Source organism: Minwuia sp. (assembly GCF_048007105.1).
Classification (GTDB): Bacteria; Pseudomonadota; Alphaproteobacteria; order Minwuiales; family Minwuiaceae; genus Minwuia.
On record NZ_CP180352.1, the window covers coordinates 4,354,411 to 4,378,682 of the forward strand.

Here is a 24,272-nt window from a genome sequence, read left to right on the forward strand (position 1 = left end):
GCCCGCCCCGCGTGCCCTGCGCTCCGGTCAGGCCGCCTTCGCGCCAATGATTCCGCGCAGTTCGGCCAGCGTACCGTCCGCCACCGGCCCCATCTCGCTGATCGCATCGCGCGCATCGTCGAGTTGACCGCTGTCACATAATGTTTCCACCCGGGCCGCGGTTCGGGACAGCGACACCGCGCCGATGGTGCCGGAGCTGCTCTTCAGACTGTGTGCGTCCCGGCCGATGTCGGATGCGGATTCAGCGGTGAGCGGCCGTCTGAGTCTTTCCAGCAGTTCGTTGGTGTCCTCGATGAAGTCCTTCAGCAGGATCGGCAGATAGTCCTCGCCGACATCCTCGCCGAAGCGGTCCAGGATCGATCTGTCGATCAGACCGCCAGGCGGAGGCGGAGCAGCGGCGGCCGCTTCGCCCGGCGCATCCGGCGCCACCGGGTCTGCGGAAGCAGCCGGCGCGGCGGCATGAACCGCCGCGTTCTTCGGCGGACCTCCGGTCGCCTTCGCGCCCACCAGCGCCCAGCGCGCCACCAGCTGCAGCAGGTCGATCTTGTCGAACGGCTTGGCGATGAAGTCGTCCATGCCCTTCGACAGGCATTCCTCGCGGTGTTCGGCCATGGCGTTGGCAGTGACTGCGACGATCGGGATCTGCGCCTTGGGATCGCCCAGCGAACGGATCGCCGCCGTCACCTCGAAGCCATCGATATCCGGCATCTGAACATCCATCAGAATGACTTCGAAGTCGTTCTCCCGCACCGCCTTCAGCGCGCTCGTGCCGTCCTCGGCCGTGGCGACAACGTAGCCCGCCTTCTCGAGCATGACGCGTGCAACCTGGAGATTGATGCGGTTGTCGTCCGTGATCAGCACCCGCATGCCCCGCGCCGCGCTGTCGCCGATCTGCTCCAGCGTCCGGCGGGTACGGGAGGCCGCGGTGTCCTCGCTGCCCGTCAGGAGCTGGGCCAGCTGGATGCTGCGGGCGGGGCGCATGACGAAACCGTCGAAACCCCGCTCCAGCAGCAGGTCGACTCGCGCCCGCTGCGACGGCTGGATCGTCACCACCATGCGGCCGGAGACGGACTGCGATATCGCCGCCAGGGCCGGATCGCCGGCGCTCTCGACCAGCTTCCCTTCGACGATCATGTGATCGACCCGTTCGGTCGGCGGCTTCAACTCGTCGCCCATGTGGGTGACGAGAAGGCCGATGCTGCGCAGGCGCGCGGCGAGACCGGCGCGCAGCACCGGATTGGCCGCCAGCACGCCAACGCGCTGCCCCCGGAGCTTCGGCACCAGAAGCTCGACCTCGTCGGCGCTGTCGGCCTCGGCAGCGGCCAGGGCGACCTCGAACCAGAAGGTCGATCCCTTGCCTTCGACGCTTTCGAGGCCGATTTCGCCGTCCATCAACCCGATCAGACGCTTGCAGATGGCCAGACCGAGTCCGGTGCCGCCGTATTTCCGGGCCGTCGATGCGTCGACCTGGGTGAATTCCTGGAACAGCGCGTCCTGGCGGTCCTTCGGGATGCCGATGCCGGTGTCGGTGACGTTGAAACGCAGCAGCGGCCGGCCGTCCTGGCTGCCTTCCAGCAGGATCTCGATGGTCACGCCGCCGGTCTCGGTGAACTTGATCGCGTTGCCGGCGAAGTTCAGCAGCACCTGGCGCAGGCGGGTCGGGTCACCCAGCAACTTGCGGGGCAGATCCGGATCGACATCGACGACGATCTCCACCCCCCGTTCGAAGGCGCGGGCCGAGAGGAGGTCGGCGACGCTGTCCGCCAGGTCTTCCAGATCGAAGGCGACTTCCTCCAGTTCGAGCCGCCCGGCTTCCAGCTTCGAGAAATCGAGGATGTCGTTGATGATGGTGAGCAGGGCCTCGCCAGATTTCCGCACCGTATCGGCGTACTGGGTCTGCTCTCCGTTGAGCTCGGTCTCCATCAGCAGGTTGGTCATGCCCAGGACGCCGTTCATGGGCGTCCTGATTTCGTGGCTCATCATCGCGAGGAAGCGCGACTTGGCGACGTTGGCGTCCTCGGCCCGCTCCTTGGCCTCGACCAACGCCTCCTCGTTCTCCTTCTGCGCGGTGATGTCGGCGTGGACGCTGACCCGGCCGCCCTCGTCGGTGCTGTATTCGCCCACCAGCACCCAGCGGCCGTCGGCCATGGGCAGCTCGAACGGACCGCGCGGATTGCGGTGCCGCTCCATCCGGTCGCGGATCCAGGCGTCGGGGTCTTCCTGCGCCGTCAGCACATGGCGCGAGGCCGTGCGCCGGATGACCTCGGCGAATGTCTGACCGACCTCGATCTGGCCTTCGGATCCGCCGGCATAGATGTCGACATACTTGGCGTTGAACAGGATCAGCCTGTCGTCGCCGTCATAGAGCGCGAAGCCGTCATTCATCGCCTCGATGGCCTCGAGCAGTTGCGTCCGCGCCGCCCTGGCGCGGGACTCGGCTGCAGAGACCTGCTGGTAGAGACGCCGGGTGCGCCGGATTTCCCGGTAGAGAAGCACGACCAGAAAGACGCCGGCCATCATGGTCAGCACAGCCGAGATCAGCAGATTCAGATAGATCGGCCGCAACCGTTCCGCCCGGAAGCGCGTGACCAGCGATTGCGATGAATCGGTCAGCGTCTTGATGTCGTTGAAGACCGGCAGCAGGTCCTTGCGGATCTGGTTGTAGGTGTTGAAGTCGAGGGTCCGCAGGCTGCGGAGCCGTGTGTCATTGGCGTTCAGCGCCTGCGCCAGCTTCACTGCCAGATCTCCCGCACCCAACGCGTCCTCGTCGCCCGAGGTCCTCATCTGGTTGAGGAAGTTGGGCAGGCGCTGTTTCAGATAGGCGTAGCGCTGCACGAACTCCTGCTGCGACATGGCCGCGTTGCCGAGCACGTAGGTGTCCAGCGCGGACATGAAGAGCGAGAGCTCGTTCTTGGTGTGGGTCGCCGCCCAGACCACCGTGTCGTAGCGGCCGGAACTGGCGTTGTACTCTTCACGCAGGGTCAGCACCGAGTAGACGGTCGCCGACAGCAGAACGAGGACGGCAACGATGAGCAGCGCCAGCCGGTTCTTCGTGCTGCGCTTCAGATCGCCCCCGGATCGTGCCTCGGCCAGACTGGGGTCTGCAAATGTCTTCTGGACCTGCATTGTCATACCGAGTTTATCATGCGAGAACGCGTCGCAAGTGTTGAAAATTCAGGGCATTCGCGGGCTCACTGCCGCCCTTCGACGGCCGGCTCGAGACAAATCAAAGGGTTCCCGGATCTGATGAGCGCCAGCAAACGTTCTCATATTCTTCTGGTCGAAGACACGCCCACGCTGGCAAGGAGCTACATCCAGTTTCTGCGCGACGAACCCTATGACATCCGACACGTCGAACTGGGCAAGGAGGCGCTGAGCGCCGTCGAGGAACGCCGGCCCGACGTCATCCTTCTCGACCTCCGCCTGCCCGACATGGACGGCATGGACATTCTCCGCAAGGTCGGCGGACAGGAAGACGGCGTTCCGGTCATCGTCATCACCGCGCACGGCTCGGTCCAGACCGCGGTCACCGCCATGCGGCTCGGCGCCGCCGACTTCATCGTCAAGCCGTTCTCCGCCGACCGGCTGAAGGTCACGCTGAAGAACGTGCTGGAAAAGACCAAGCTGCGCGAGATCGTCGAAACCTACCGCGAGATCGACCGCGGCGGATTCGAGGGTTTCGTCGGCAGTTCCCTGCCGATGCAGGCGGTCTACCGGATCATCGAGGCGGCGGCTTCCTCCAAGGCGACGGTATTCATCACCGGCGAGAGCGGCACCGGCAAGGAGGTCTGCGCCGAGGCCATCAAGAACCGCAGCCCGCGCAAGAACGGTCCCTTCGTCGCCATCAACTGCGCCGCGATTCCGCACGACCTGATGGAAAGCGAGATCTTCGGTCACGTGAAGGGGGCCTTCACCGGCGCCCTGGGCGAACGCGACGGCGCCGCCCACATGGCCGACGGCGGCACGCTGTTCCTGGACGAGGTCTGCGAGATGGATCTCGACCTGCAGTCCAAGCTGCTGCGCTTCATCCAGACCGAGACCTTCCGGAAGGTCGGCGGTTCGGTGACCGAGAAGGTCGATATCCGGCTGGTCTGCGCGACCAACCGCGATCCGATGGAAGAAGTGAAGGCCGGCCGCTTCCGCGAGGACCTCTACTACCGCCTGCACGTGATCCCGATGCACCTGCCGCCGCTCAGGGAGCGTGACGAGGACATCCTCCGCATCGCCGAGGTCTTCCTGCAGATGTATGCGGAGCGCGAAGGGCGGAAGTTCAAGAGCTTCGAGCCTGCCGCGGCGGCCGTCCTGATGGCCTATCACTGGCCCGGCAATGTGCGCGAACTCCAGAACATCGTGCAGAACATTGTCGTCCTGAACGACGGCGAGACGGTCACGACAGCGATGCTGCCGGGTCCGCTGGCCCGGATCGACCCTGTCGGACCACCCCCCGCACTGTCACCGGCGCCGGAATCTGCAGCGGACGGTCCCGCCGCCGAAGCGGCTGCACCGGCGTCCCCAGCGGTCAAGCCGACCGTGCAGACGCTGTCGGAGGAAATCCGGCCGCTGGCGGTTGTCGAGCGCGAGTACATCGAGAACGCCATCGATCGCTGCGACGGCAATGTGCGCACCGCCGCCGCCCTGCTCGGCATCGCCCCCCAGACGATCTACCGCAAGCGGACCGCCTGGGAGGAAGAGGACATGGCCGCCCGCGGCGCCGCAGACTGAGCCTGCTCCCCTAGCGCACCAGCTTCTTCACGAAGTCCTCGCCCAGCCCGGACTGGCGGCAATGGGCCTTGTATTTCTCCAGACGCGTGAAGACGTCCTCGAAACCGGTCTGATTGCCCTGTTCGTCGACGAACAGGATCGGGCCGAAATTGTGGAACAGGACTGTCATGTGCCCCGCATCGCCCTTGGCGAACAGTGTATGGGTCTCGCCGGCGGGCTCGTAGATGAAGGTGCCCGGCTTCGCGATCCAGTCATGTTCGACATAGCCCCAGGTGCCGTCCAGGGTGTAGCCGGTGACCGGCGCCGGATGGCGGTGGCGGCTGACAATGCCGTCGCCTCGCGCCTTCAGGATGTTCACCCACATGCCCTGCAGCACGTTGAAGAACAGCGGACGGACCCAGACATTCTCGCCCGTCTGCATCCATTGCCGCTCGTCGTCGAAATCGACATCCTCGACCAGTTCCGGCGCCGCCTCGGGCGGCAGCGGAATGCTCAGCCGGCTCATCTCGTTCATCTTGTCGCTCCCCGTTCGATCCTGTCCCCATACCTAGTGCAGAACCGATTGAAGCGAAACGCCGATCGGGGCAGGTTGCAGCCATGATCCGCATCTTCATCGACGCCGACGCCTGCCCCGTGCGCAACGAGACGCTGCGCGTCGCGGAGCGGCACGACCTTGAAGTCTTCATCGTCTCCAACGGCGGCATGCGCCTGCATGAGAACCCGAAGGTCCATACCATCGTCGTGCCGGACGGGCCGGATGTCGCCGACAAGTGGATCGCCGACCGCGTTGAACCGGGCGATATCTGCGTCACCGGCGACATCCCGCTCGCCGCGCGATGCATCGAGGCCGGCGGCACGGCGATCCGTCACAATGGCGACCCGTTCACCCAGGCCAATATCGGACAGCAACTCGCCACGCGGGACCTGATGGCGGACATCCGCGCCGCCAATCCGCTGATGACCGGCGGCGGCGGCAAGCCATTCTCGAAGAAAGACCGCTCCCAGTTTCTCAACCGGCTGGAAAACATGGTCCAGGCGGCGAAACGCCGATGAGCCGCCTCTAGTCCTTGAACACCGGCAGGCGCACGGTGAACCGGGCGCCCTTCATGCCGATCAGCAGGCCGTGCTTGCCAAGATCGCGGATGTTCTCGACCTCGATCGTGCCGCCATGGGCCTCGACGATCTGGCGGCAGATGTTGAGTCCGAGGCCGGAATGACTGCCGAAGGTCTCGGTCGCCGGGCGTTCGGAATAGAAGCGCTCGAATATCTTCCCCTTCGCTTCCTCCGGCACGCCGGGCCCCTCATCCTCTACCGACAGCACGACCTGGCCCTTCTCGTAGACCACGCGGACCGTCACGGTCCCGCCCTCCGGACTGAAAGAGACGGCATTGTCGACCAGGTTCCTGAGCACCTGGCCCAGCCTGTGTTCCGCGCCGATGATCGTCAGCGGATCGCCCTTGGCGACATCGACCTCGATCCGGACGCCGCCCGCGCCGCTCTGCAGGACCTCCTTCAGGTCCAGCACCATGCGGCCGATATCGACGGGCTCGCGTTCGATGCGGCCCATCTCGGCGTCGATTCGGCTGGCGTCGGAGATCTCGCTGATCAGGCGGTTCAGGCGGCCGATGTCCTGAAGCACGATACGGGTGAGCTGTTCGCGCTGTTCGGGCTTCTCTGCGCGTTCCAGCGTCTCGATGGCGCTGCGCAGGCTGGTCAGCGGGTTCTTCAGCTCGTGTGCGACATCGGCGGCGAAGGCCTCGATGGCGCCGACCCGGGCATTGAGCGCGGTGGTCATCTCCTTCAGCGACATCGAGAGATCCCCGATCTCGTCGTGACGGCGGCTGAGATCCGGAATGTCCGCCGAGCGCCCGCCGCGGGTCCTGACCCGGTCGGCCGCCTGCGACAGACGCTGGATCGGGCGGATGATGGATCGCGACAGGAAGACGGAAAGCAGGAAAGTGATCAGCGCGGCAAAGGCGAAGACGCCCAGCGTGGCTGCCTGCTCCCGTCGCACGGCGGCGTCGATCTCGCGGCTGTCGACAGTCAGCACGACCGCACCCAGGACGCGCTTCAGCGCCTGCACGGGCACGGCAACTCCGATCATCAGCCGCCCGTCGTCGCGCTGCCAGACGCCGTGCCCCTCGCCGCCCTCCAGCGCCCGCGGCACGCCGAACCAGCCGCGGACCGCCATGACGTTGTCTTCCGAGAAGGCGGGAAACTCGTCGCGCCGGGGCAGCCAGCCCATCGCCGTGTCCCATTGCTCCTGCAGCCACGAGACCGGCCAGGGCGCCCGGTCGGGATTGTAGATGCGCCGCGTCTCGACGGCGCGCCCCGAAGTGGGCAGCTGCCGGCTGTCGACCATCATCCGGCCCTGCTGGTCGAAAAGCCTGATTCGCGCGCCGGTGGTGAGCACGGCGCGCCGGGTGATGTAGGCAGCCAGCGAGGCGTCGATCCGCAGATTCTCGATCGAGCCGGCCAACGCCGCCTCGCCCAGCGCACCCGCGATCAGATGGGCTTCCTTGGTCAGCGAACGCTGGCGTGCGTCGAGCAGCCCGGCGCGGTACTGGTCCAGATAGAACCACGCCCCGACGAGAACCAGAAACGCCGGCAGGTTGATGGTCAGGATTCGGCGCGCCAGTGGCGACATCGGCCGGCAGCGTCAGGTTTCGTTGAAGCGGTAGCCCACGCCATACAGCGTATCGATGCTGGCGAATGCCTGATCGACGGCCTTGAACTTCTTCCGGATACGCTTGATGTGGCTGTCGATGGTGCGGTCGTCGACGTAGATGTTGTCGTCATAGGCGGCATCCATCAACTGGTCCCGGGTCTTCACGTGACCGGGCCGCTGCGCCAGGCTCTCCAGGATCAGGAACTCGGTCACCGTCAGCTTGACTTCCTCGCCGCGCCAGTCGCAGCGGTGGCGGTTCGGATCGAGCAGCAGGTCGCCCCGCTCCATTACCTTCTTCTCGCCGTCATGTGCTCCGGTTGCGGCCTCGCGGCGGCGAAGCACGGCGCGGATGCGCTCGATCAGCAGGCGCATGGAGAACGGCTTGGTGATGTAGTCGTCGGCGCCCATCTTCAGGCCCAGGACCTCGTCGACCTCGTCATCCTTCGAGGTCAGGAAGATCACGGGCACATCGGAATTGCGGCGAAGCCGGGTCAGGGCCTCCATGCCGTCCATCCGCGGCATCTTGATATCCAGGACGACAAGGTCCGCAGGCTGCGTCTGCAGCCCGCGCAGCGCCTCGACGCCGTCGCCGAAGGAACGGACGCGATAACCCTCGCCTTCAAGGGCGATGGACACGGAAGCCCGGATGTTCTGATCGTCATCGACCAGCGCGATGGTGTCTGTCACGTCTGCCCTCCTCTCGAGACGCCGCCATTGCGGTCTGTCTGGACGGCAACCAAGCCGGCAGTTCGGCCAAGATGCGGCGGAAATGGGGCAGGTGCAACCGCGCCGCAACGCTCAGGCGCGGACCAGCGGCCGCCGGGATACCGCCAGAAAACGCCAGCCGTTGATCACCGTCGCCGCCACCACACCCGCATAGATGCCGCCCATCAGCCCGGCGGTGCCGAAGCCGGCCTCGAAGGCCAGGATCCAGGCGACCGGCGCGGCCAGCAACCAGAAGGACACGATCTGCGCGCCCATTGGCACCCAGACATCGCCCAGCGCGCGAAGCGCGTTGACCAGCACGGCCTGTGACCCGTCGAAGAGCATCATCGTCCCCGCCACCGCGAGTGCGGGCAACGCATGCGCCACGACAGCGGCCTCCGATGAATAGACGCCGACGAGCGCCTCCGGGATGACGAGAAACAGACCGCCGAGGATCGCCATCGCGACCACCACCAGCCCGATCCCGGCCAGCGCCGGCGCCCTTCACACCGGCGGGGTCCATCCGGCCGACGGCATTGCCGACCCGGACGCCGGTCGCCGCGCCCAGGCCGATGGCGGACATGAACACCAGCGCAACCAGATTGTGCGCGATCTGGTAGCCGGCGGTCGCCGCATTGCCCAGAAATCCGGCCATCTGTGTCATGGCCATGAAGGTCGCGACCTCGACGAACATGGCCAGCCCCATCGGATAGCCGAGACGCCGCATACGGCGGCCGATATCCGCGTCCGGGCGGCTCTCGCGGACCGAGAAGCGGTCCCGGTCCCGCATCCACCAGATGTAGGCGAGAATGACGATGGCGGTCATCCAGCGGGCCAGCGTTGTCGCCAGCGCCGCCCCCTCTGCGCCCATCGCCGGAAAGCTCAGACCGGCGAACCCGTTGCCATAGATGAGCAACCAGTTGAGTCCTAAATTCACCAGATTGGCGGCCAGCATGATCAGCATGCCCGGCAGCGGCCGGCTCAGCCCCTCCAGGAAGAAAGAGCAGGTGACGAAGATCAGCACCGCCGGCATGCCGTAGCCCAGCATCGCCATGACCTCACCGCCGCCGGCGGCAATCCCGGGCGCCTGGCCGATCAGCAGAAGCAGCTCCTCGCCGAACAGGCAGAGGAGCAGGAAGATCAGACCCAGCCCAACGGCGTGGATCAGACCGGTCTTCCACACCGCGCCGCTCCGCTCCGGTTCGCCGGCGCCGTCGGCCTGGCTGGTCAGGATGGTGACGCCGAGAAGGAAGCCGAGACCGAGCAGCGTCAGCGCAATGGTTGGCGAGAGACCGATGCCGAACCAGGCCAGTTCGTCACCACCGGCGCGGCCGGTCATGGCTGTATCGACCGCCATCATGATCAGCACGCCGGACCGCGCCACGATCACCGGCCCGGCGAGCCGCAGCGTCTGGAAGATGTGGCGGCGAAGACCCGGCGACTCGCCGGCGGGCAGGACTTCTCCGCTCACTCCGCAGCGTCCGGAATGCTGCGCGTGATCGAGAGGAAGACATCCTCCAGATCCGATTCCTCGGTGGAAATGTCGGCGATGGTGAAACCGGCGTCGCCGACAGCTGCGAGCAGCTCTCCGATGGCGGTTTCCGAGGGCTGATAGGCAAAGGCGATACGACCGAAATCGTCCAGCGCCGCACCGCGGGCGGCCAGCGAGTCAGGCAGAACCGCGACCTCCTCGGCGACTCGGATGGCGATGGTCTTCTGGTCCAGCCGGGAGATCAGCAGCTCTTTCGGCTCGCTCGCCACAAGCTCGCCCTGGCTGATGATCGCGATGTGGTCGCAGAGCTCCTCGGCTTCTTCCAGATAGTGCGTCGTCAGCACGATCGTCGTGCCGTCCTGGTTCAACTCCCGGATATAGCGCCAGAGCTGCTGGCGCAGTTCGACATCGACGCCCGCCGTCGGTTCGTCGAGGATCAGCACCGGCGGGCGGTGGATCATCGCCTTGGCCACCAGCAGCCGCCGCCGCATGCCCCCGGACAGCGTGCGCGAATAGACATCCGCCTTGTCGGCCAGACCCATCGCGTCGAGCACTTCCATGGTCGCGCGTTCCTTGCGCGGGACGCCGTAGAGGCCGGCCTGGAACTCGACGACCTCGCGCGGCGTGAAGAAGGCGTCGAGGTTGAGTTCCTGCGGCACAACGCCGATGGCGGCCCGGGCCTGCCGGGGCTCCCGGTCGATATCGCGGCCCCAGACCTGCGCTTCGCCGCCGGACTTGATCACCAACCCGGCAAGGATGTTGATGAAGGTCGACTTGCCGGCCCCGTTCGGCCCAAGCAGCGCGAAGAACGAGCCCTTCGGCACCGCCAGGTCGATGCCCTTCAGCGCCTCCTTCGACCCCTCGCCCTTCTTGCCGCGATAGGTCTTGCGCAGTCCGCACGTGTTGATGGCGTCGAACGTGTCGGTGGGGGTGGTCAAGGCAGGCTCCGCTACGGTGGGAGCATGTCTTTACCAGCCCCGGAGCGATTGCGCCACGCGGCGGAACCGATATGATCGCCGCCAATGGACAGACGCGTTTCGGAACGAGGCATCATGGGCGCTGCAGAGATCATCGAAACCAACGAGCACCGCGTATCCTGCGACGGCGGCGGCGGCGCGCTGGGACATCCGACGATCTACCTGGAGATGGGCGGCAAGGACCATGTCGACTGCCCTTATTGCGGCCGGCGATTCGTGAAGAAGGCCGGAAGCAAGTCGGGCGGTCACTGAGCCCGATTCAGCGTTTGGGCGAAGCCCTCAACGGCGCCTCCGGATCGACCAGATCGGCAATCACGCCCTCGTCCGGAAATGCCCTGCGCCGGTAGGTTCTTCCGTTGACGATCAGCACGACCTCCCCGTCCTCCTTGACGACTATGGCAGGGTCAGTACGGCCGTTGTCCATCTGCGGATCGGGCACGCTGATGCCGGTCGTCATTGGTGCGGAAAGTTCCGGATCCAGCAGCACGAAGACCCGGTTCACGGCACTGCCGAGAAACCGTCCATCTTCGGATTCGGCCAGCCAGATGGGACTGGGATCGCCGTTGGCATCCACCGAGGGGAACTCAGATTCTGCGACCAGCCTCGTGGAACTGAAGCCCTCTCCGGGCTCCCCGGCGTGCAGGATGCCGTTCCGCGCCATGACGACGAGTTCACCACTGGATAGCCATTCCATCGCCGCCGAGGCTTCCGGTCGGTTGACGAGTTGAGGGTTACGACCGTCCGCGTCGAGCACGATGATCGTGGTCGGCGTCAGCAGGGCAATGCGGCCGTCCGGGCCGAAGGCGGCGTCGAGCACTTCCCCGTAAGAAGCGATTCCCTCGACCGGTCTGAGCGGCTCTGCAGGTGAGGTCGTCACCCACGCGTTGTTCGGACCGGCATTCTCGCCATCGCCCGCCGCCGACATCCCCTCGCCGAAGACTATCACGCCGCCGGTTCTGGAGAGGCTGTAGCCGTTGTAGCCGCTGAAATGATGGAAAGAGGTACAGGAAAGCGTCTCGCCCGGCGGGCCGATACACACCTCATCAGTTTCACCGCCCGTTCCGCCCCAGCTGGTTATGGCGGAAACAACCCTGACCGCAGCATTGTCCGAATATTGCGGCAGGATGTACCAGGCAGCTTCGGCGTTCGCGAAGTTGGTTATGCCGAAGTTCCGCCTGTTGCCGCGGGGAATGCTCTCGTCTCCCACGACACGCCGCAGCAGGTCATTGGTGACTGCAACAGGGTCCAGGCTCTGCTCGGCCGACCAGAGCCCTCCTTCACCAGCCATTTCGGGATACCTGAAGGGGAGTATCAGTGATGGTGGGGAGAGTGCGCCATCAAATCCCGAAAGGTCCGGATAGCCACCACCACCAAGGGCCGCTGAGCAGACCTCGCCGATGTCCGCCACCCCGATCATTGGCTCTCGCCATCCCGAGACCTCGAAACCTTCCTCCTCGCAGACGCTGATCACCTGGGGCTCGTCGATCGTCGTTTCGCTCAGCCTTGTCATCGTCACCCGCAGCGAACAGGCGCTGTATCCCGGTGAATGGACGCTGAAAAGACGCACGCTTCCCTGTGGTCCCCAATTGGCGGCACATGGCCGGGTCGCGCGCGCGGGCGTCGCCTCGGCCAGCGTCTTGCCGGCGCCGTCGTGCAACCTTATTGCGCCGGTCTCGGAAAACATGGCCGTTGACGCCCCGACGCGCACGAACTGCGATGCCGGAAAGGCCGGCAGGGGGATCGCTTTCCTGTCGCCGTCGCTGCGCATGTAGAGTTCGCCGTTCCACATGACGGGCACACCGGGTTCCAGTCTCTCCATCAGCGGATCGGGGTCTGCAATTCCGGAAGCGAGCACCTTCAGACGCACATCGTCCACGCCCGCTTCCATCAGGGCAGAGATGCCGCCTGGTCGGTCATTCGATCTGAGCCGGTCCCCGGCAAGCCGCAACAGCGCCTCGCGGCGCTGTTGCTCGGCGGAGTCGCGCTGGCGTGCGGCCTCGGCGGCATTCTCTTCGGCGACGCCGCGTTGCCGGTCGGCTTCGACCGCGTTCGCTTCGGCCACGCCGCGTTGACGGTCCGCCTCAACGCTCTGGAACCAGGCGAACACCGCAAGCGCCACCGTCGCCGCCGCCACGCCAAGCGATCCGATCACCCAGGATCTCTGGCGCCGTGCCGCGCCCCGGCGGCTCTCGGAAATCAGGGCTGCCTGGGCCTGCGTGACTTCGGGCGCATCCTTCGGGTGACTGTCGCGCCACGCCTCGGCATCTGCAATGTCCTGGCCACGAAGCAGCAGTCTGGTCGGCTTGCCCGCCTTCTCCCACCGGTCGGCCAGCCCCGCCAGCCGGGTATGTTCGCGGATCCATTGGATGTCGAGATGGAGCGCGGAAACCAGGCTGTCGACCGCGTCCTCGAACCGGTCCCGCTCGGTGCAGAAGATGAAGTTGAGCCGTGCCAGAAGCGGTGGAATGTCACCGCTGTCGGTCTCCTCGATGACGATGGGCGCAATGCGCTTGTTCAGCGCAGTCGCGTGCTCGACTTCCCATGCACAGACCTCCGACGTCGCCGAATGGGGACTGAGCAGGAAGACGACCGTATCGGCTTCCGCAATCAGTTGCTCCAGGCGGTCCTTCCACTCTTCGGTGGGCAGGATGTCGTCGGTGTCCTTGAAGACGCCGAAATGGCGCTCGCGAAGCACGTCGGCAATCCGCTGGGCGCGCTCGCGGTCCTTGCGGGAATAGGAGAGGAAGACCTTGGCATCGTCCCCGCCCAACTCGAGTTCTGTTTCGTCCATGCCTCTGGATAGCGCCCGCCGCTCAGGCGGTCACTGATTCCTTCAGACCCAGTTCGGCAATCATGGCTTCGCGCATCTCGACCTTGCGGGCCTTGCCGGTGACGGTCATCGGGAATTCGGCGACGCATTTCACGTAGCGCGGCCGCTTGTAGTGGGCGATCTGGCCGTCGCAGAAGTCGCGTACCTCATCGGCCGTCAGCGCCTTGCCGCCGCGGGTGACGATCCAGGCGCACAGCTCCTCGCCGTAGCGGTCGTCGGGCACGCCGAAGACCTGCACGTCGGCGATGTCGGGATGCGACCGCAGGAACTCCTCGATCTCGGCGGGGTAGATGTTCTCGCCGCCCCGGATGACCATGTCCTTCACCCTGCCGATGATGTTCGCATAGCCTTCGGCGTCGATGCGGCCGAGATCGCCTGTATGCATCCAGCCCTCGGCATCGATGCTCTCGGCGGTGCGCTCCGGATCGTCCCAATAGCCCTGCATCACCAGATAGCCGCGCGTGCAGAGTTCCCCTTCGCCGCCCACGGGAACGATCTCGCCCGCCTCGTCGATTACCTTGACCTCGGCATGGGGTTGTACCCGGCCGACCGTCGAGGTGCGCCGGCTCACCGGATCCGAAATCGCCGTCTGGAAGGAGACCGGCGAGGTCTCGGTCATGCCATAGGCGATGGTGATCTCCTCCGCATTCATGTCGCGCATCACGCGGCGCATCAGGCTGACCGGACAGGGCGCGCCGGAGATGATGCCGGTCCGGAGCGACGACAGGTCGAAGCGGTCGAAATCGGGATGCTCGACCATGGCGAGGAACATGGTCGGCACGCCGTGGACAGCGGTGCAGCGCTCTTCGGCCAGCGTCTCGAGGGTCCGGCCAGGCTCGAAGGCTTCGCCGGGAAAGACCATGCAGGCGCCATGGGCCACGGCGGCGAGATTGCCGAGCACCATGCCGAAACAGTGATAGAGCGGGACCGGGATGCAGAGCCGGTCCTGCTCGGTCAGCGCCATTGCCCTGCCGCAGAACAGGCCGTTGTTGACGATGTTGCGGTGGGTGAGCGTCGCGCCCTTGGGCGCGCCGGTGGTGCCGGAGGTGAACTGGATGTTGATCGCCTCGTCCTGCCTCAGCCGCGCCTCGATCCCATCCAGCCGGCTGCGGTAGGCCGTGCGTCCCCGGTCCATCACATCCTGATAGCTGTAAATGCCGGCGCGCGGCGAACGGCCAAGATGGATCACGGTCCTGAGCTTCGGCAGCCGCTCGGCCCGCAGGCGGCCGGGCGCCGCGCCGTCCAGTTCCGGCGCGAGGTCGCGCAGCATCTGGACGTAGTCCGAGGACCTGAACCGCGTCGCCGTGATCAACGCCGCGCAGCCGACCTTGTTCAGGGCGTATTCCAGCTCCGAGCGGCGATAGGCCGGATTGATGTTGACCAGGATCAGGCCGAGACGCGCGGTCGCGAACTGCGCAACCAGCCACTCGGCCCTGTTCGGGGACCAGATACCGACGCGGTCGCCCTTGTAGAGCCCCAGCGACAACAACCCGCCGGCCAGACGATCCGCCTGGAAATCGAGCTCGGCCCAGGTCCAGCGGCTGTCCTGTTCACGGAAGACGGCGGCCGGCCTGTCGGGCCACTTCCGGGCCGCGCGCCGCAGCAGGCCCGAGACCGTCTCATGGCGCATGCGGGCGGTGGTGTCGCCGCGGACATGGGAGCGTCCGCCGATCGGTGCGGTCATCGGCTACATCTTGCGCCAGTCGCCCGCCCGTTCGAAGGCGCCGGCGGCCTGGTAGATGGTGCTTTCGTCGAAATGCTTACCGATCAGCATCATCGAGACCGGCAGCCCGTTCGACATGCCGCAAGGTACCGCCATGGCCGGGTGGCCGGTGGTATCGAAGGGCGCGGTGTTGCCGATCATCTCGAAGGCCCGCTGGATGTATTCCGACAGCGGCGCGTCCGGCGCGGGGATCGGCGGCGCCACCATCGGCGTCGTCGGCATCAGCAGCAGATCGTAGGCGCCGAGCATCTTGTCATAGGCGCCGCGCAGCTTCCGCGCGAGATTCTGCGCCTTGGCGTAGTAATGGCCGCGGTGATGCCGGAGGAAGAACTCGCCGACCATCATCGAGATCTTGAGGCTGTCTGAAAGCTCGTCCGCCCGCGACCGCCAGTTGGCGTGATAGTCAAGCAGGCTGGTGACATAGAGCCCCTCCCAGCCGGTGCCCATGCCGTTGCCCTTCATCATCTGGTTGGTCAGGCCTTCCAGCGCGATGGGGGTCCAGATCGCCGGACCCATCAGGTGCATCGGAATGGAAATCTCGTCGACGGTCGCGCCCATCTCGCGGAATCTCTCCGCCGCCGCGCGGTTGGAATCATCGACGGCGCGCTCCGATTCCGGGCGGCCGAAGCCTTCCTTGACCAGACCGATCCTGAGACCGCCCGTGCCACGGTTCACCGCCGCGGTGTAGTTGTCGGTCTTCACGTTGTACTGGCGCGGGTCGAGCCCGTCCTCGCCCGCAATGACTTCCAGCATCAGCGCGTTGTCGTAGACGTTCTGGGTCATCGGCCCCGCGTGATCGATGGTGTTCTCGATCGGCATCACACCCGAATAGGGAACCAGCCCGTGCGTCGCCTTCATGCCGTAGCAGCCGCAGAAGCTGGCCGGCATGCGGATGGAACCGCCCTGATCGCCGCCGATCGCCATGTCCACCTCGCCGCTGCCGACGACCGCGCCGGAGCCGGAGGACGACCCGCCGGCCGTGTGGCCGCGCTTGTGGGGATTGTGGACCGGACCGGTGGAGTTGGTGTGGCTGCCGCCGGAGAGGCAGAAATGCTCGCAATGCACCTTGCCGACGATGGTCGCGCCGGCATCCAGCAGGCGGGTGACCAGGGTCGCATCGACATCGGGGACATAGCCCTTCAGTGTCGACGAGCCGTTCATCATCGGCACGCCGGCCAGGCAGATGTTGTCCTTCAGCGCCACGGTCCGGCCGGCGAGCGGCCCGCGCGGCGCGCCCTTCACCTCGGTCTTCACATACCAGGCGTTCATCGGGTTCTCGTCCGGCCCGGGGCGGTATCCCGCGGTGCGCGGATAATCGACCGGCGGCAGGTAGTCGGGCATGGAATCGACCAGGTCATAGGCCTGGAAGTTGCCTTCCATCAGGTCCATGAACTCCTGGATCCGTTCGTCCGTCATGTGCATGCCGAAATCCTCGACGATGCTGCGCATCTGGGCGAGGGTGGGTCGTTTCACGGTCATGTAGATCGCCTCCTCAACAGGCGTCGGGCGGGCCGGCCTTTCGGGCCGGGATTCGGGACGGCGGCCGGCCGTCGGTGCGGATGCCGGCGAGGCGGCTGCGGCAGGCTTGCCGGCGGAACGGCCGTTGCCGCTGCCGAAGCCGGCAAACTCGTCGAGCAGCTGCTGGTCGCCGCTGCCGGGCGTCACCTCACCCTCGACCGTTCCCTTCTGCAGCAGCAGGATCCGGTCCGACAGATCGGTGATGAATTCCAGGTTCTGCTCCACCAGCACGATGGAGATGCCGCGCTCGCTGCGCAGCTTCTCCAGCAGTTCGCCGATGTCGTCGACGATGGAGGGCTGAATGCCCTCGGTCGGCTCATCCAGCAGGATCAGATCCGGTTCGCTGATCAGGCAGCGCGCCAGCGCCAGGATCTGCTGCTCGCCGCCCGACAGCGCACCGCCTGAGCGGTCCATCATCGGCTCCAGCCGCGGGAACTCGGCGACCATGCGCTCCACGGCCTCGTACTCGTCGGCGCGGTGCGCGGCGATGCCCATGCGCAGATTGTCGGTGACCGACAGGTTCGGGAAGATGCCGCGGCCCTGCGGCACGTAGCCGATCCCCATGCGGTTCCGCTCGTGCGCCGGATCGCGGGTGATGTCCATGCCGTCGAAATCGATGCGGCCGCCGGTCGGCCGGATGATGCCGCAGAGCGTCTTCAGCAGCGTCGTCTTGCCCATGCCGTTGTGGCCGAGCACGCCGACGATCTCGCCCTCGCCGACCTGCATGTCGATGCCGTGCAGCACAGGCACGCGGCCATAGCCGGCCCGCAGACCCTTCACCGTCAGGATGGCGTTGCGCCCGATGTCTTCCGCCGCGCTCATTGGTGCTTGTGTCCCAGATAGACGTCGCGGACGGTCCGGTCCGCCGAAACCACGTCCATGGTATCTTCGATCAGGATCTGGCCGCGGTGGAAGACAGTGACCATCTCCGCGATCTGACGGACGAACTGCATGTCGTGCTCGACCACGATCAGGGTCGCCGTCCGGTTGATCTCCTTGATCAGTTCGACGGTCAGCTGCACCTCGTCATGGGTCATGCCGGCGGCGGGCTCGTCGAGCAGCACCAGCCAAGGCTCCGCGGCGATGACCATGCCCAGTTCGACCCACTGCCGCTGGCCGTGGGACAGTTCGTTGACCGTGTGGCGGCGGATATCGCCGAGGCGCACGCGCTCGATCGTGTCCTCGACCAGGCTGCGGGCGCGCTTCGCGTCATGCCAGCGCCGCGCCGAGAGCCAGATGTTCTCGTGCACCGTCAGCCCTTCGAACACGTTCGGCACCTGCGTCTTGATGCCGACGCCAAGGCCGGCGATCTCGTGGCTGTGGGCGCGGTTCACGTTCAGATCGCGGATCACGACATCGCCATAGGTCGGCTTCAGCTGCCCCGTGAGGCACTTGAAGAAAGTGCTCTTGCCGGCGCCGTTGGGGCCGATCAGGCAACGCAGTTCCTTCTCGTGCAGGCTGAAGTCGACCTGATCCACGGCCACGACGCCGCCGAAGTGCATCGACAGACCCCGGGTCTCGACGACGATCTCGCTGCGGCTATTCATTACTCGCCTCCGCAACGCTGCCGCGCCGGCCCCGGCGGCGGCGGCCCTGGCGGCGGAAGTCGGCGCGATGGCCGCGCCGGCGGTCCCAGAGCCAGATCACGCTGGGCACGATGCCGCGCGGCACCAGCAGCACGAAGACAACCAGGATGACGCCCAGGATCAGGTTGTTGTTGATCGCCGTCTGCTGGCCCAGCGCACTGGTCAGATAGAACAGCGCGATGGCCCCTAGGATCGGTCCGATCAGCGTGCCGCGGCCACCGACGATGACCCAGATGATGGTCAGCGCAGCGTTGTAGAGATTGAAGACGTCGGGCGTCACGCGGCCGACGCCATTGGCGAAGAGCACCCCTGCCAGACCCGCAATGCCGCCGCCGACCGAAAAGAGAAGCAGCTTGTTCAGCCGGATGTCGTAGCCGATCAGTTCGGCGCGGAGCTCGTTCTCCCGGATGGCGACAGCGACACGGCCGAAATGGCTCCGGATCAGCCAGACGCAGCCGAAATAGGCGAGGATCAGCGCCGCCATCGCGACGTAGAAGAGGTCCTCCGGGAACAGGAACCAGCTTGCGTCGCCCGGCACGTTGAGCGGTGGCGCATTGATGCCGTTGAAGCCGCCCAGCAACGCATCGCCGATCTTGTATTCCGGCCCGGAGGTGCGCCGCAGCAGGTTGTAGAAGATCAGCGTCACGGTCAGCGTGATAACCGCGAGATAGACGTCCGAGACCCGTCCGTAGAAGACGAAATAGCCGAGCACCGATGCAAAGGCGGCGGCGACGAGCACTGCCACGACCACGGCCCAACTGGTCCCGCCGAAATTGATGGCGGCGATGACGTAGGCATAGGCGCCCAGGCCGAAGAAGGCGGTCTGGCCGAAACAGAGAATGCCGCCGAAGCCCCAGACGAGACCGAGGCTGAGCGCCAGCAGCGCCAGCGCGATCGCCGTGGTCAGGTTGATGACGGTGAAGAGTTCCAGCACTTCGGGCGCGCCGAAGAGAAAGATCAGGCCGACGATGCCGATGATCGCCAGCCAGCGGTTCTCGCGGGCGCGTGTCACAGGCTTTTCCGGAAGAGCTTCGACGTGATGCCCTGGGGCATCAGCCGGAGCAGCACGATCGCCACGACCAGCAGTCCCACCTCGCCGACCGTCGGCCCGGTAATATAGCTCAGGATCGAGTTGACGCTGCCGAGCAGCCCGGACGCCGAAAGCGTACCGGCCAGGATCGCCTGACCGCCGGAGATCACGGTGATGAAGGATTTGGCAATGTAGGTCGCGCCGATGGTCGGCAGCACGCCGGTAACGGGTGCGAGCAGGCCGCCGGCGAGCCCGGACACGGCGGCGCCGATGCCGAAGGTGACGGCGTAGATCTGCTTGGTGGAGACGCCGAGGGCCGAGGCGATCTCCGCGCCCTGCATCGTGCCGCGCGCCAGCAGGCCGAGCTTCGTGTGGCGCAGGACAAGCCACGCCGCGATCGACAGCACGATGGTGACGCCGATCAGGAACAGTTCATATCCCGACGAGGAAAACTCGCCGATCTTGATCGCGCCGATGGGCGGCGAGATCGTGGTCGCGGTCTGCGCCCCGAAGATGGTCGTGATCAGGCCGATCAGCACCAGCGACAGCCCCCATGTCGCCAGCAGCGTGTCCACCATGCGTCCGTAGAGGAAACGGATCATCACCCGCTCGACGATGATGCCGACGACGCCGACCACCAGCGGCGCCAGGATCAGCATGGCGAGCCAGATGTTCACGCCGGCATTGGTCGAGATGACCACCGTGTAGCCGCCCAGCATCAGGAACTCGCCATGGGCCAGATTGATGACCCGCATCATGCCGAAGATGATGGCGAGGCCGAGCGAGATCAGCACCAGATTGGCGACGCCGTAGACGATCTGCAGCAGCAGGGCGACGTAGAGGTCCAAGGATCGGCCCCTCAGCAATTGTACAGGCGTCCCGGCGGCCGAAGCCGCCGGGACAGGTCGTGGCGGTTGTACCGGCGCTTATTCGATGCCGGCGGCCTTCAGCCCGTTCTCGAAGTAGAACTTGGCCTCGTTCGGGTTCGCCTCCAGATCGCAGACCAGCATGGTGTCGCGCGGTTCCTGCTTCGGGAAGGTCTCGAGGACGTTGAACTTCTGGTCCTGAACCTCGGCGATATAGGCGTTGAGCGTCGCGTGATGGGTCTTCGGCTCGATGGAGATGAGACCGCTCGGCCCGTCGAAACTGACATCTCCTTCCAGGGCCTCGATCACCGCCATCCGGTCCAGCGTACCGGCCTTCTTCACGCCTTCCGCCCAGAGGTGGATGCCCTCGTATGAGCGTACGGCCAGTTCGTTCAGATACGGCGCGTCGCCGTCGAACCGGGCCTGGAAGCGCTTCACGAAATCCATGTTCTGCGGCGTGTCGATTTCCTGGAAGTAGGTGTAGGAGGTCAGCATGCCATTGCCTTCCTCGGCCGAGATCGACTGATGCTCGTTGCCCAGGCCGAAGGTGGTCGAGGCGACCGGGATGCTGTCCTTCAGACCGGCTGCCGCGTACTGGCGGTAGAAGGAGATGTGGGCGCCGCCCACCAGCGCCGACCACACCAGATCCGGCTTGGCGGCCTGGATCTTCTGGATGGTCGGGCCAAAATTGGTCACGTCCAGCGGGAAGAATTCGGTGGCCACGGTCTCGCCGCCCTCGTCGCGGACGAACTTCTCCACCCAGTCGGCGATGATCTGGCCGTAATTGTAGTCCGCGGCGACGATGTAGACCTTCTTGCCCCACTTCTTCATCACATGTGGCACCAGCTTCTCGACCGTGTGCGCCGGCGTGGAGCCCGTGCAGAAGACGTTGCGGTCGCAGACGCCGCCTTCGTACTGCACGTTGTAGAAATAGAGGGTGCGGAAGCGGTCCAGCGTCGGCCGGATCGCCTCACGGGAGGCCGAGGTGATGCCGGCATGGACGACATCGGCCTTGTCGGACGCGGCCGCCTGAGTCGCATACTGGGTGTAGAGCTGAATGGTCGACTGCGGATCGTACATCTTCAGGTCGACCGCCGGCCCAGCAGGCCGCCAGCCTCGTTGATCTCGTCGACGGCCATCTCGGTCGCGCTGACCATCGGACGGCCATAGATGTCGAGGCCGCCCGACTGGTCGAGAATGCTGACCAGCTTGATCGGATCGGCCGCCGCCGCACGGCCGATGATGGCCGGCGCCGAAAGGACCGCCGCCGTCGCCGCCGAGCCCTTCAGAAACGTTCTGCGAGTCGAATTCATTTAGCCCACTCCTGTGTTTGCGGATGCACGAGCATGCCGCGGGGAACCGCACGCGGCGGTTCGGTAGATGATCAGTCGCCGCTGTCCTTGCCGGCCGCGGCGTCGCCGTCGATCGTGTCCGTCAGCCCCTTGAGACCGTCGCCGACATTCATGCCGATATCCTCGCCCAGCTTGCGGATGGCGGGCAGTTGCAGCGCCATCGACAGTACGCTGTCGACGACCTGGTTCACGGCCGAACCTTCGCCCGACGCACCCTTGCCGGCCCCGTTGCCGCTGCCGCCGGTGCCGGGAAAGCCTGAAATGTGGTTGATGCGGATCGAATCGATCTTCTCCGCCGGCTTCGTCATGCGGCTGACGACCTCCGGCAGCGCCTCGATCTTCGCCATGTCCAGCTTCAGCCGCATCAGCTGCTCGCTCTGGCCGTTCTCGGCCTCCACCAGCGCCTTGCGGCCCTCGGCCTCGGTCAGCATCTCGATGCGTTTCGCGGTCGCGGAAATATCGGTGGCCTCGGCCTTCGCCCGCGCCATGGCCAGGATGGTTTCCGTCTCGCTCTTGACCCGGGTGTCGTCGACCTCGGCTTCCTCGTGCGCCCGGATGATCGCCAGGTTCTTCTGGCGCTCGGCCTCGGCGATGACCTTTGCGGTCTCGACACCGGCCTCCGCCTCGACCCGCTTGGCTTCCTCCAGCAGGGCGGCGGCGCGGGCCTTGGCCTCGTCGATCCGCTTGGCGGCCAGCGCCACCTCACGCTCGTGCCGCGCGGTCTGGGTATTGAGTTCGCTCTCCACTTCCATGCGGCGCACGGCGCGGTCGCGCTGGATCTCGGCTTCCTTCACCGCCTTGTCCCGCTCGATACGCGCGGCCTCGCGGCGCCGCTCTGCAAGCGCCTGCTGTTCGGCGATCTCGGCCTGGCTCTCGGCGCGGCGGCTTTCGATCTCCTTCTGCTGCGCCTGCTGGGCCAGTTCGGATTCCTGTTCGATGATGAAGCGCTGCTTGGTCGCCTGCAGCTGACTCTGGCGCACCGCAACATCGGCATCGGCGTCGATCTGGGCGCGTTCCTTCTTCGAGGTCGCGATGATCTCCGACAGGCGCCGCATGCCGACGGCGTTGAAGGCATTGTTCTCGTCCAGCGAACTGAACGGCGTCTGGTCCAGGCGGGTCAGCGCCACGTTCTCCAGCAGCAGCCCGTTCATGGCGAGCGTCGGCGACAGCGCCTCGGAGATCTCACGCACATACTCGCCGCGGCGGTCCTGCAACTCGTCCATGGTGTAGCGGGCGGCCACCGAAAGCATGGAGTCGACCAGCTTGCCTTCCAGGGTTTCGGCCAGGTCGGAGGCGCGGAAGGACTTGCCTGCCAGCGCCTGGGCCGCGGTCGTCACACCTTCGGCCGAGGATTCACCCGGACATAGAATTCGGCAGAGGCGTCGACGCGCAGACGGTCTCTGGTGATGATCGACCGCTCGCCCTTGCGCTCGATCTCCAGCCGCATCGTCTTCATGTTGACTTCGGAGATACGGTGAACGATCGGCAGCGCGATGCAGCCGCGCTCCATGACAATGCGCTGGCCGCCGAAACCGGTCCGGATCAGCGCGACGTCGCGGCTGCCCTTCTTGTAGAAGCGGTTGAGGAACAGAATGGCGACGATCAGCGCGATGATCGCCACGACGATTGCTACAAGCCAGCCCATCGGACCCTCCAGACGCCACCTCCGGCAGCGCGGGTTCTCCCCTCCGGCGCCAGAGACACCCGTACGCCGATACCTCGCGGGTCCGGCGTTTCGGGTGCAGTGCACAAATCGTCCGTGGTCGCGCCGGGGGAGTCAAGCGCTTCATTTGTCGGGCTAATCCGATGGCGCGCGTATCATTTCCGATGATCACTTCTGGACAAGCACGGCTGACGGCGATCCTTGTTCCGACAGGATCGGCTGCATCGGCGCCGCGGCTGCCGGGCGTCAGCCCCGCTTCGTCAGCTTCAGTTTCTCGCGGACTTCGGCGGGTCCGAGCAGGCGTACATTCATCGCGCCCAGGATTTCCGCTGCACGTTCGGTCAGGCTGCGATTCGTGGCCTTAACACCCTTTTCGAGCCAGAGATTGTCCTCCAGGCCGACGCGGACATTGCCCCCGGCAAGCGCCGCCATTGCAACAAAGGGCAGTTGCATCCGGCCCAGTGAGAAGGCCGAGAAGACCGCGCCAGCCGGCAGCCGGTTGACCATCGCCATCAGGGTCTGCGGATCGTCCGGCGCGCCATAGGGAATGCCCATGCAGAGCTGGATCATCACCGGGTCGTCGATCAGCCCCTCGCGCACCATCTCGTTGACGAAGACCAGATGCCCGGTGTCGAAGACCTCCAGTTCCGGCCGCACGCCGAGTTCCTGCACCCGCCTTGCCATCGTCCGGAGCGTACCTGGCGTGTTGGTCATGACGTAGTCGGCCTCGGCGAAGTTCATGGTGCCGCAGTCGAGCGTGCAGATCTCCGGCAGCAATTCCTCGACATGCGCCAGCCGCGCCAGCGGCCCCGCCATGTCGGTGCCTGCCGGATCGGGCGGCAGCGGCGACTCGCCGGGACCGAAGACGATATCGCCGCCCATCCCGGCGGTGAGATTGATGATGACATCCGTGTCCGACGACCGGATGCGGTCGACGACCTCGCGATACAGGGCGACATCGCGGCTGCCCCTGCCGGTTTCGGGATCGCGGACGTGGATATGGGCAATGGCGGCCCCGGCCCTGGCGGCCTCGATGGCGGCGTTCGCAATCTCGGCCGGAGTCACAGGCACATGCTCCGACCTGCCAGCGGTGTCGCCGGATCCGGTCACCGCGCAGGTGATGAAAGCATCGAAATTCAT

General features: G+C 65.8%; 18 protein-coding genes and 2 pseudogenes. 3 read left to right on the forward strand and 17 right to left on the reverse strand.

All coding sequences use genetic code 11. The features are described from left to right. Positions 1-27: 27 nt before the first annotated feature. Positions 28-3,132: a response regulator gene (locus ACMVY4_RS21180; RefSeq protein WP_416897928.1), complete on the reverse strand. Its 3,105-nt coding sequence runs from the start codon at positions 3,130-3,132 to the stop codon at positions 28-30. 114 nt (positions 3,133-3,246) lie between these two features. Here ACMVY4_RS21180 and ACMVY4_RS21185 point away from each other — a divergent pair, with 114 nt between their 5' ends. After that, on the forward strand, positions 3,247-4,722 hold the full coding sequence (locus ACMVY4_RS21185) for a sigma-54-dependent transcriptional regulator (RefSeq protein ID WP_416897929.1): 1,476 nt from the start codon (positions 3,247-3,249) through the stop codon (positions 4,720-4,722). Between the two features lie 10 nt (positions 4,723-4,732). Here the strand turns inward: ACMVY4_RS21185 and ACMVY4_RS21190 are convergent, their stop codons facing one another. After that, complete coding sequence (locus ACMVY4_RS21190; protein WP_416897930.1) at positions 4,733-5,236, reverse strand: 2,4'-dihydroxyacetophenone dioxygenase family protein; 504 nt, start codon at positions 5,234-5,236, stop codon at positions 4,733-4,735. 83 nt (positions 5,237-5,319) lie between these two features. On the opposite strand from ACMVY4_RS21190, the gene ACMVY4_RS21195 reads away from it, so the two are divergent. Further along, on the forward strand, positions 5,320-5,775 hold the full coding sequence (locus ACMVY4_RS21195) for a YaiI/YqxD family protein (RefSeq protein ID WP_416897931.1): 456 nt from the start codon (positions 5,320-5,322) through the stop codon (positions 5,773-5,775). Positions 5,776-5,782: 7 nt separating this feature from the next. On the opposite strand, the gene ACMVY4_RS21200 is transcribed toward ACMVY4_RS21195, so the two are convergent. The 5 genes and pseudogenes from ACMVY4_RS21200 to ACMVY4_RS21220 all read right to left on the reverse strand — a co-directional run bounded on the left by ACMVY4_RS21200 (position 5,783) and on the right by ACMVY4_RS21220 (position 10,525). Continuing rightward, positions 5,783-7,369, reverse strand: a complete 1,587-nt coding sequence (locus tag ACMVY4_RS21200) for a stimulus-sensing domain-containing protein (RefSeq protein ID WP_416897932.1) — start codon at positions 7,367-7,369, stop codon at positions 5,783-5,785. A 12-nt stretch (positions 7,370-7,381) separates the two neighbouring features. Continuing rightward, entirely contained in the window at positions 7,382-8,077 is a 696-nt protein-coding gene (locus tag ACMVY4_RS21205) for a response regulator transcription factor (protein WP_416897933.1), read from the reverse strand. Positions 8,078-8,188: 111 nt separating this feature from the next. Further along, complete coding sequence (locus tag ACMVY4_RS21210; RefSeq protein WP_416900372.1) at positions 8,189-8,557, reverse strand: MATE family efflux transporter; 369 nt, start codon at positions 8,555-8,557, stop codon at positions 8,189-8,191. A gap of 49 nt (positions 8,558-8,606) precedes the next feature. Next, positions 8,607-9,566, reverse strand: a pseudogene (locus ACMVY4_RS21215) (MATE family efflux transporter); the annotation flags it as partial. After that, a complete protein-coding gene (locus ACMVY4_RS21220) occupies positions 9,563-10,525 on the reverse strand; it encodes an ABC transporter ATP-binding protein (RefSeq protein ID WP_416897934.1) in 963 nt (320 codons plus the stop codon). The gene ACMVY4_RS21220 and the pseudogene ACMVY4_RS21215, both read right to left, overlap by 4 nt. 84 nt (positions 10,526-10,609) lie before the next feature. On the opposite strand from ACMVY4_RS21220, the gene ACMVY4_RS21225 reads away from it, so the two are divergent. Beyond that, positions 10,610-10,816 (forward strand): zinc-finger domain-containing protein, encoded by a 207-nt coding sequence (locus tag ACMVY4_RS21225; RefSeq protein WP_416897935.1) that lies wholly within the window; start codon positions 10,610-10,612, stop codon positions 10,814-10,816. A gap of 7 nt (positions 10,817-10,823) precedes the next feature. Here ACMVY4_RS21225 and ACMVY4_RS21230 read toward each other — a convergent pair whose 3' ends face one another. From ACMVY4_RS21230 to ACMVY4_RS21275, 10 genes and pseudogenes are all read right to left on the reverse strand, one after another. After that, positions 10,824-13,355, reverse strand: a complete 2,532-nt coding sequence (locus ACMVY4_RS21230; protein WP_416897936.1) for a toll/interleukin-1 receptor domain-containing protein — start codon at positions 13,353-13,355, stop codon at positions 10,824-10,826. Between the two features lie 22 nt (positions 13,356-13,377). Continuing rightward, positions 13,378-15,078: an AMP-binding protein gene (locus tag ACMVY4_RS21235; protein ID WP_416897937.1), complete on the reverse strand. Its 1,701-nt coding sequence runs from the start codon at positions 15,076-15,078 to the stop codon at positions 13,378-13,380. Between the two features lie 3 nt (positions 15,079-15,081). Then, the gene (locus tag ACMVY4_RS21240) at positions 15,082-17,457 is read right to left on the reverse strand and encodes an amidase (RefSeq protein ID WP_416897938.1); all 2,376 of its coding nucleotides are present in this window, start codon (positions 17,455-17,457) and stop codon (positions 15,082-15,084) included. After that, on the reverse strand, positions 17,454-18,182 hold the full coding sequence (locus ACMVY4_RS21245; RefSeq protein WP_416897939.1) for an ATP-binding cassette domain-containing protein: 729 nt from the start codon (positions 18,180-18,182) through the stop codon (positions 17,454-17,456). The genes ACMVY4_RS21240 and ACMVY4_RS21245 overlap by 4 nt, the downstream gene beginning before the upstream one ends. Then, entirely contained in the window at positions 18,175-19,233 is a 1,059-nt protein-coding gene (locus ACMVY4_RS21250) for an ABC transporter permease subunit (RefSeq protein WP_416897940.1), read from the reverse strand. Before ACMVY4_RS21250 ends, ACMVY4_RS21245 begins: the two co-directional genes overlap by 8 nt. After that, positions 19,230-20,099, reverse strand: a complete 870-nt coding sequence (locus tag ACMVY4_RS21255; RefSeq protein WP_416897941.1) for an ABC transporter permease subunit — start codon at positions 20,097-20,099, stop codon at positions 19,230-19,232. The genes ACMVY4_RS21250 and ACMVY4_RS21255 overlap by 4 nt, the downstream gene beginning before the upstream one ends. A gap of 78 nt (positions 20,100-20,177) precedes the next feature. After that, positions 20,178-21,430 (reverse strand): annotated as a pseudogene (locus tag ACMVY4_RS21260) (ABC transporter substrate-binding protein). Positions 21,431-21,501: 71 nt separating this feature from the next. Then, the gene (locus tag ACMVY4_RS21265) at positions 21,502-22,806 is read right to left on the reverse strand and encodes a flotillin domain-containing protein (RefSeq protein WP_416897942.1); all 1,305 of its coding nucleotides are present in this window, start codon (positions 22,804-22,806) and stop codon (positions 21,502-21,504) included. Continuing rightward, entirely contained in the window at positions 22,803-23,114 is a 312-nt protein-coding gene (locus tag ACMVY4_RS21270) for an SPFH domain-containing protein (protein WP_416897943.1), read from the reverse strand. The genes ACMVY4_RS21265 and ACMVY4_RS21270 overlap by 4 nt, the downstream gene beginning before the upstream one ends. A 264-nt stretch (positions 23,115-23,378) precedes the next feature. Next, positions 23,379-24,272 carry a 3-keto-5-aminohexanoate cleavage protein gene (locus ACMVY4_RS21275; protein ID WP_416897944.1) on the reverse strand — a complete coding sequence of 298 codons (894 nt, stop codon included), beginning with the start codon at positions 24,270-24,272 and terminating at the stop codon, positions 23,379-23,381.

Coding starts and splice junctions, on each gene's coding strand:
- ACMVY4_RS21200 (WP_416897932.1), bottom strand. CDS start 7,369: ATGTCGCCACTGGCGCGCCGAATCCTGACCATCAACCTGCCGGCGTTT.
- ACMVY4_RS21185 (WP_416897929.1), top strand. CDS start 3,247: ATGAGCGCCAGCAAACGTTCTCATATTCTTCTGGTCGAAGACACGCCC.
- ACMVY4_RS21240 (WP_416897938.1), bottom strand. CDS start 17,457: ATGAGCGCGGCGGAAGACATCGGGCGCAACGCCATCCTGACGGTGAAG.
- ACMVY4_RS21270 (WP_416897943.1), bottom strand. CDS start 23,114: ATGGGCTGGCTTGTAGCAATCGTCGTGGCGATCATCGCGCTGATCGTC.
- ACMVY4_RS21235 (WP_416897937.1), bottom strand. CDS start 15,078: ATGACCGCACCGATCGGCGGACGCTCCCATGTCCGCGGCGACACCACC.
- ACMVY4_RS21230 (WP_416897936.1), bottom strand. CDS start 13,355: ATGGACGAAACAGAACTCGAGTTGGGCGGGGACGATGCCAAGGTCTTC.
- ACMVY4_RS21210 (WP_416900372.1), bottom strand. CDS start 8,557: ATGGCGATCCTCGGCGGTCTGTTTCTCGTCATCCCGGAGGCGCTCGTC.
- ACMVY4_RS21190 (WP_416897930.1), bottom strand. CDS start 5,236: ATGAACGAGATGAGCCGGCTGAGCATTCCGCTGCCGCCCGAGGCGGCG.
- ACMVY4_RS21195 (WP_416897931.1), top strand. CDS start 5,320: ATGATCCGCATCTTCATCGACGCCGACGCCTGCCCCGTGCGCAACGAG.
- ACMVY4_RS21180 (WP_416897928.1), bottom strand. CDS start 3,132: ATGACAATGCAGGTCCAGAAGACATTTGCAGACCCCAGTCTGGCCGAG.
- ACMVY4_RS21245 (WP_416897939.1), bottom strand. CDS start 18,182: ATGAATAGCCGCAGCGAGATCGTCGTCGAGACCCGGGGTCTGTCGATG.
- ACMVY4_RS21275 (WP_416897944.1), bottom strand. CDS start 24,272: ATGAATTTCGATGCTTTCATCACCTGCGCGGTGACCGGATCCGGCGAC.
- ACMVY4_RS21225 (WP_416897935.1), top strand. CDS start 10,610: ATGGACAGACGCGTTTCGGAACGAGGCATCATGGGCGCTGCAGAGATC.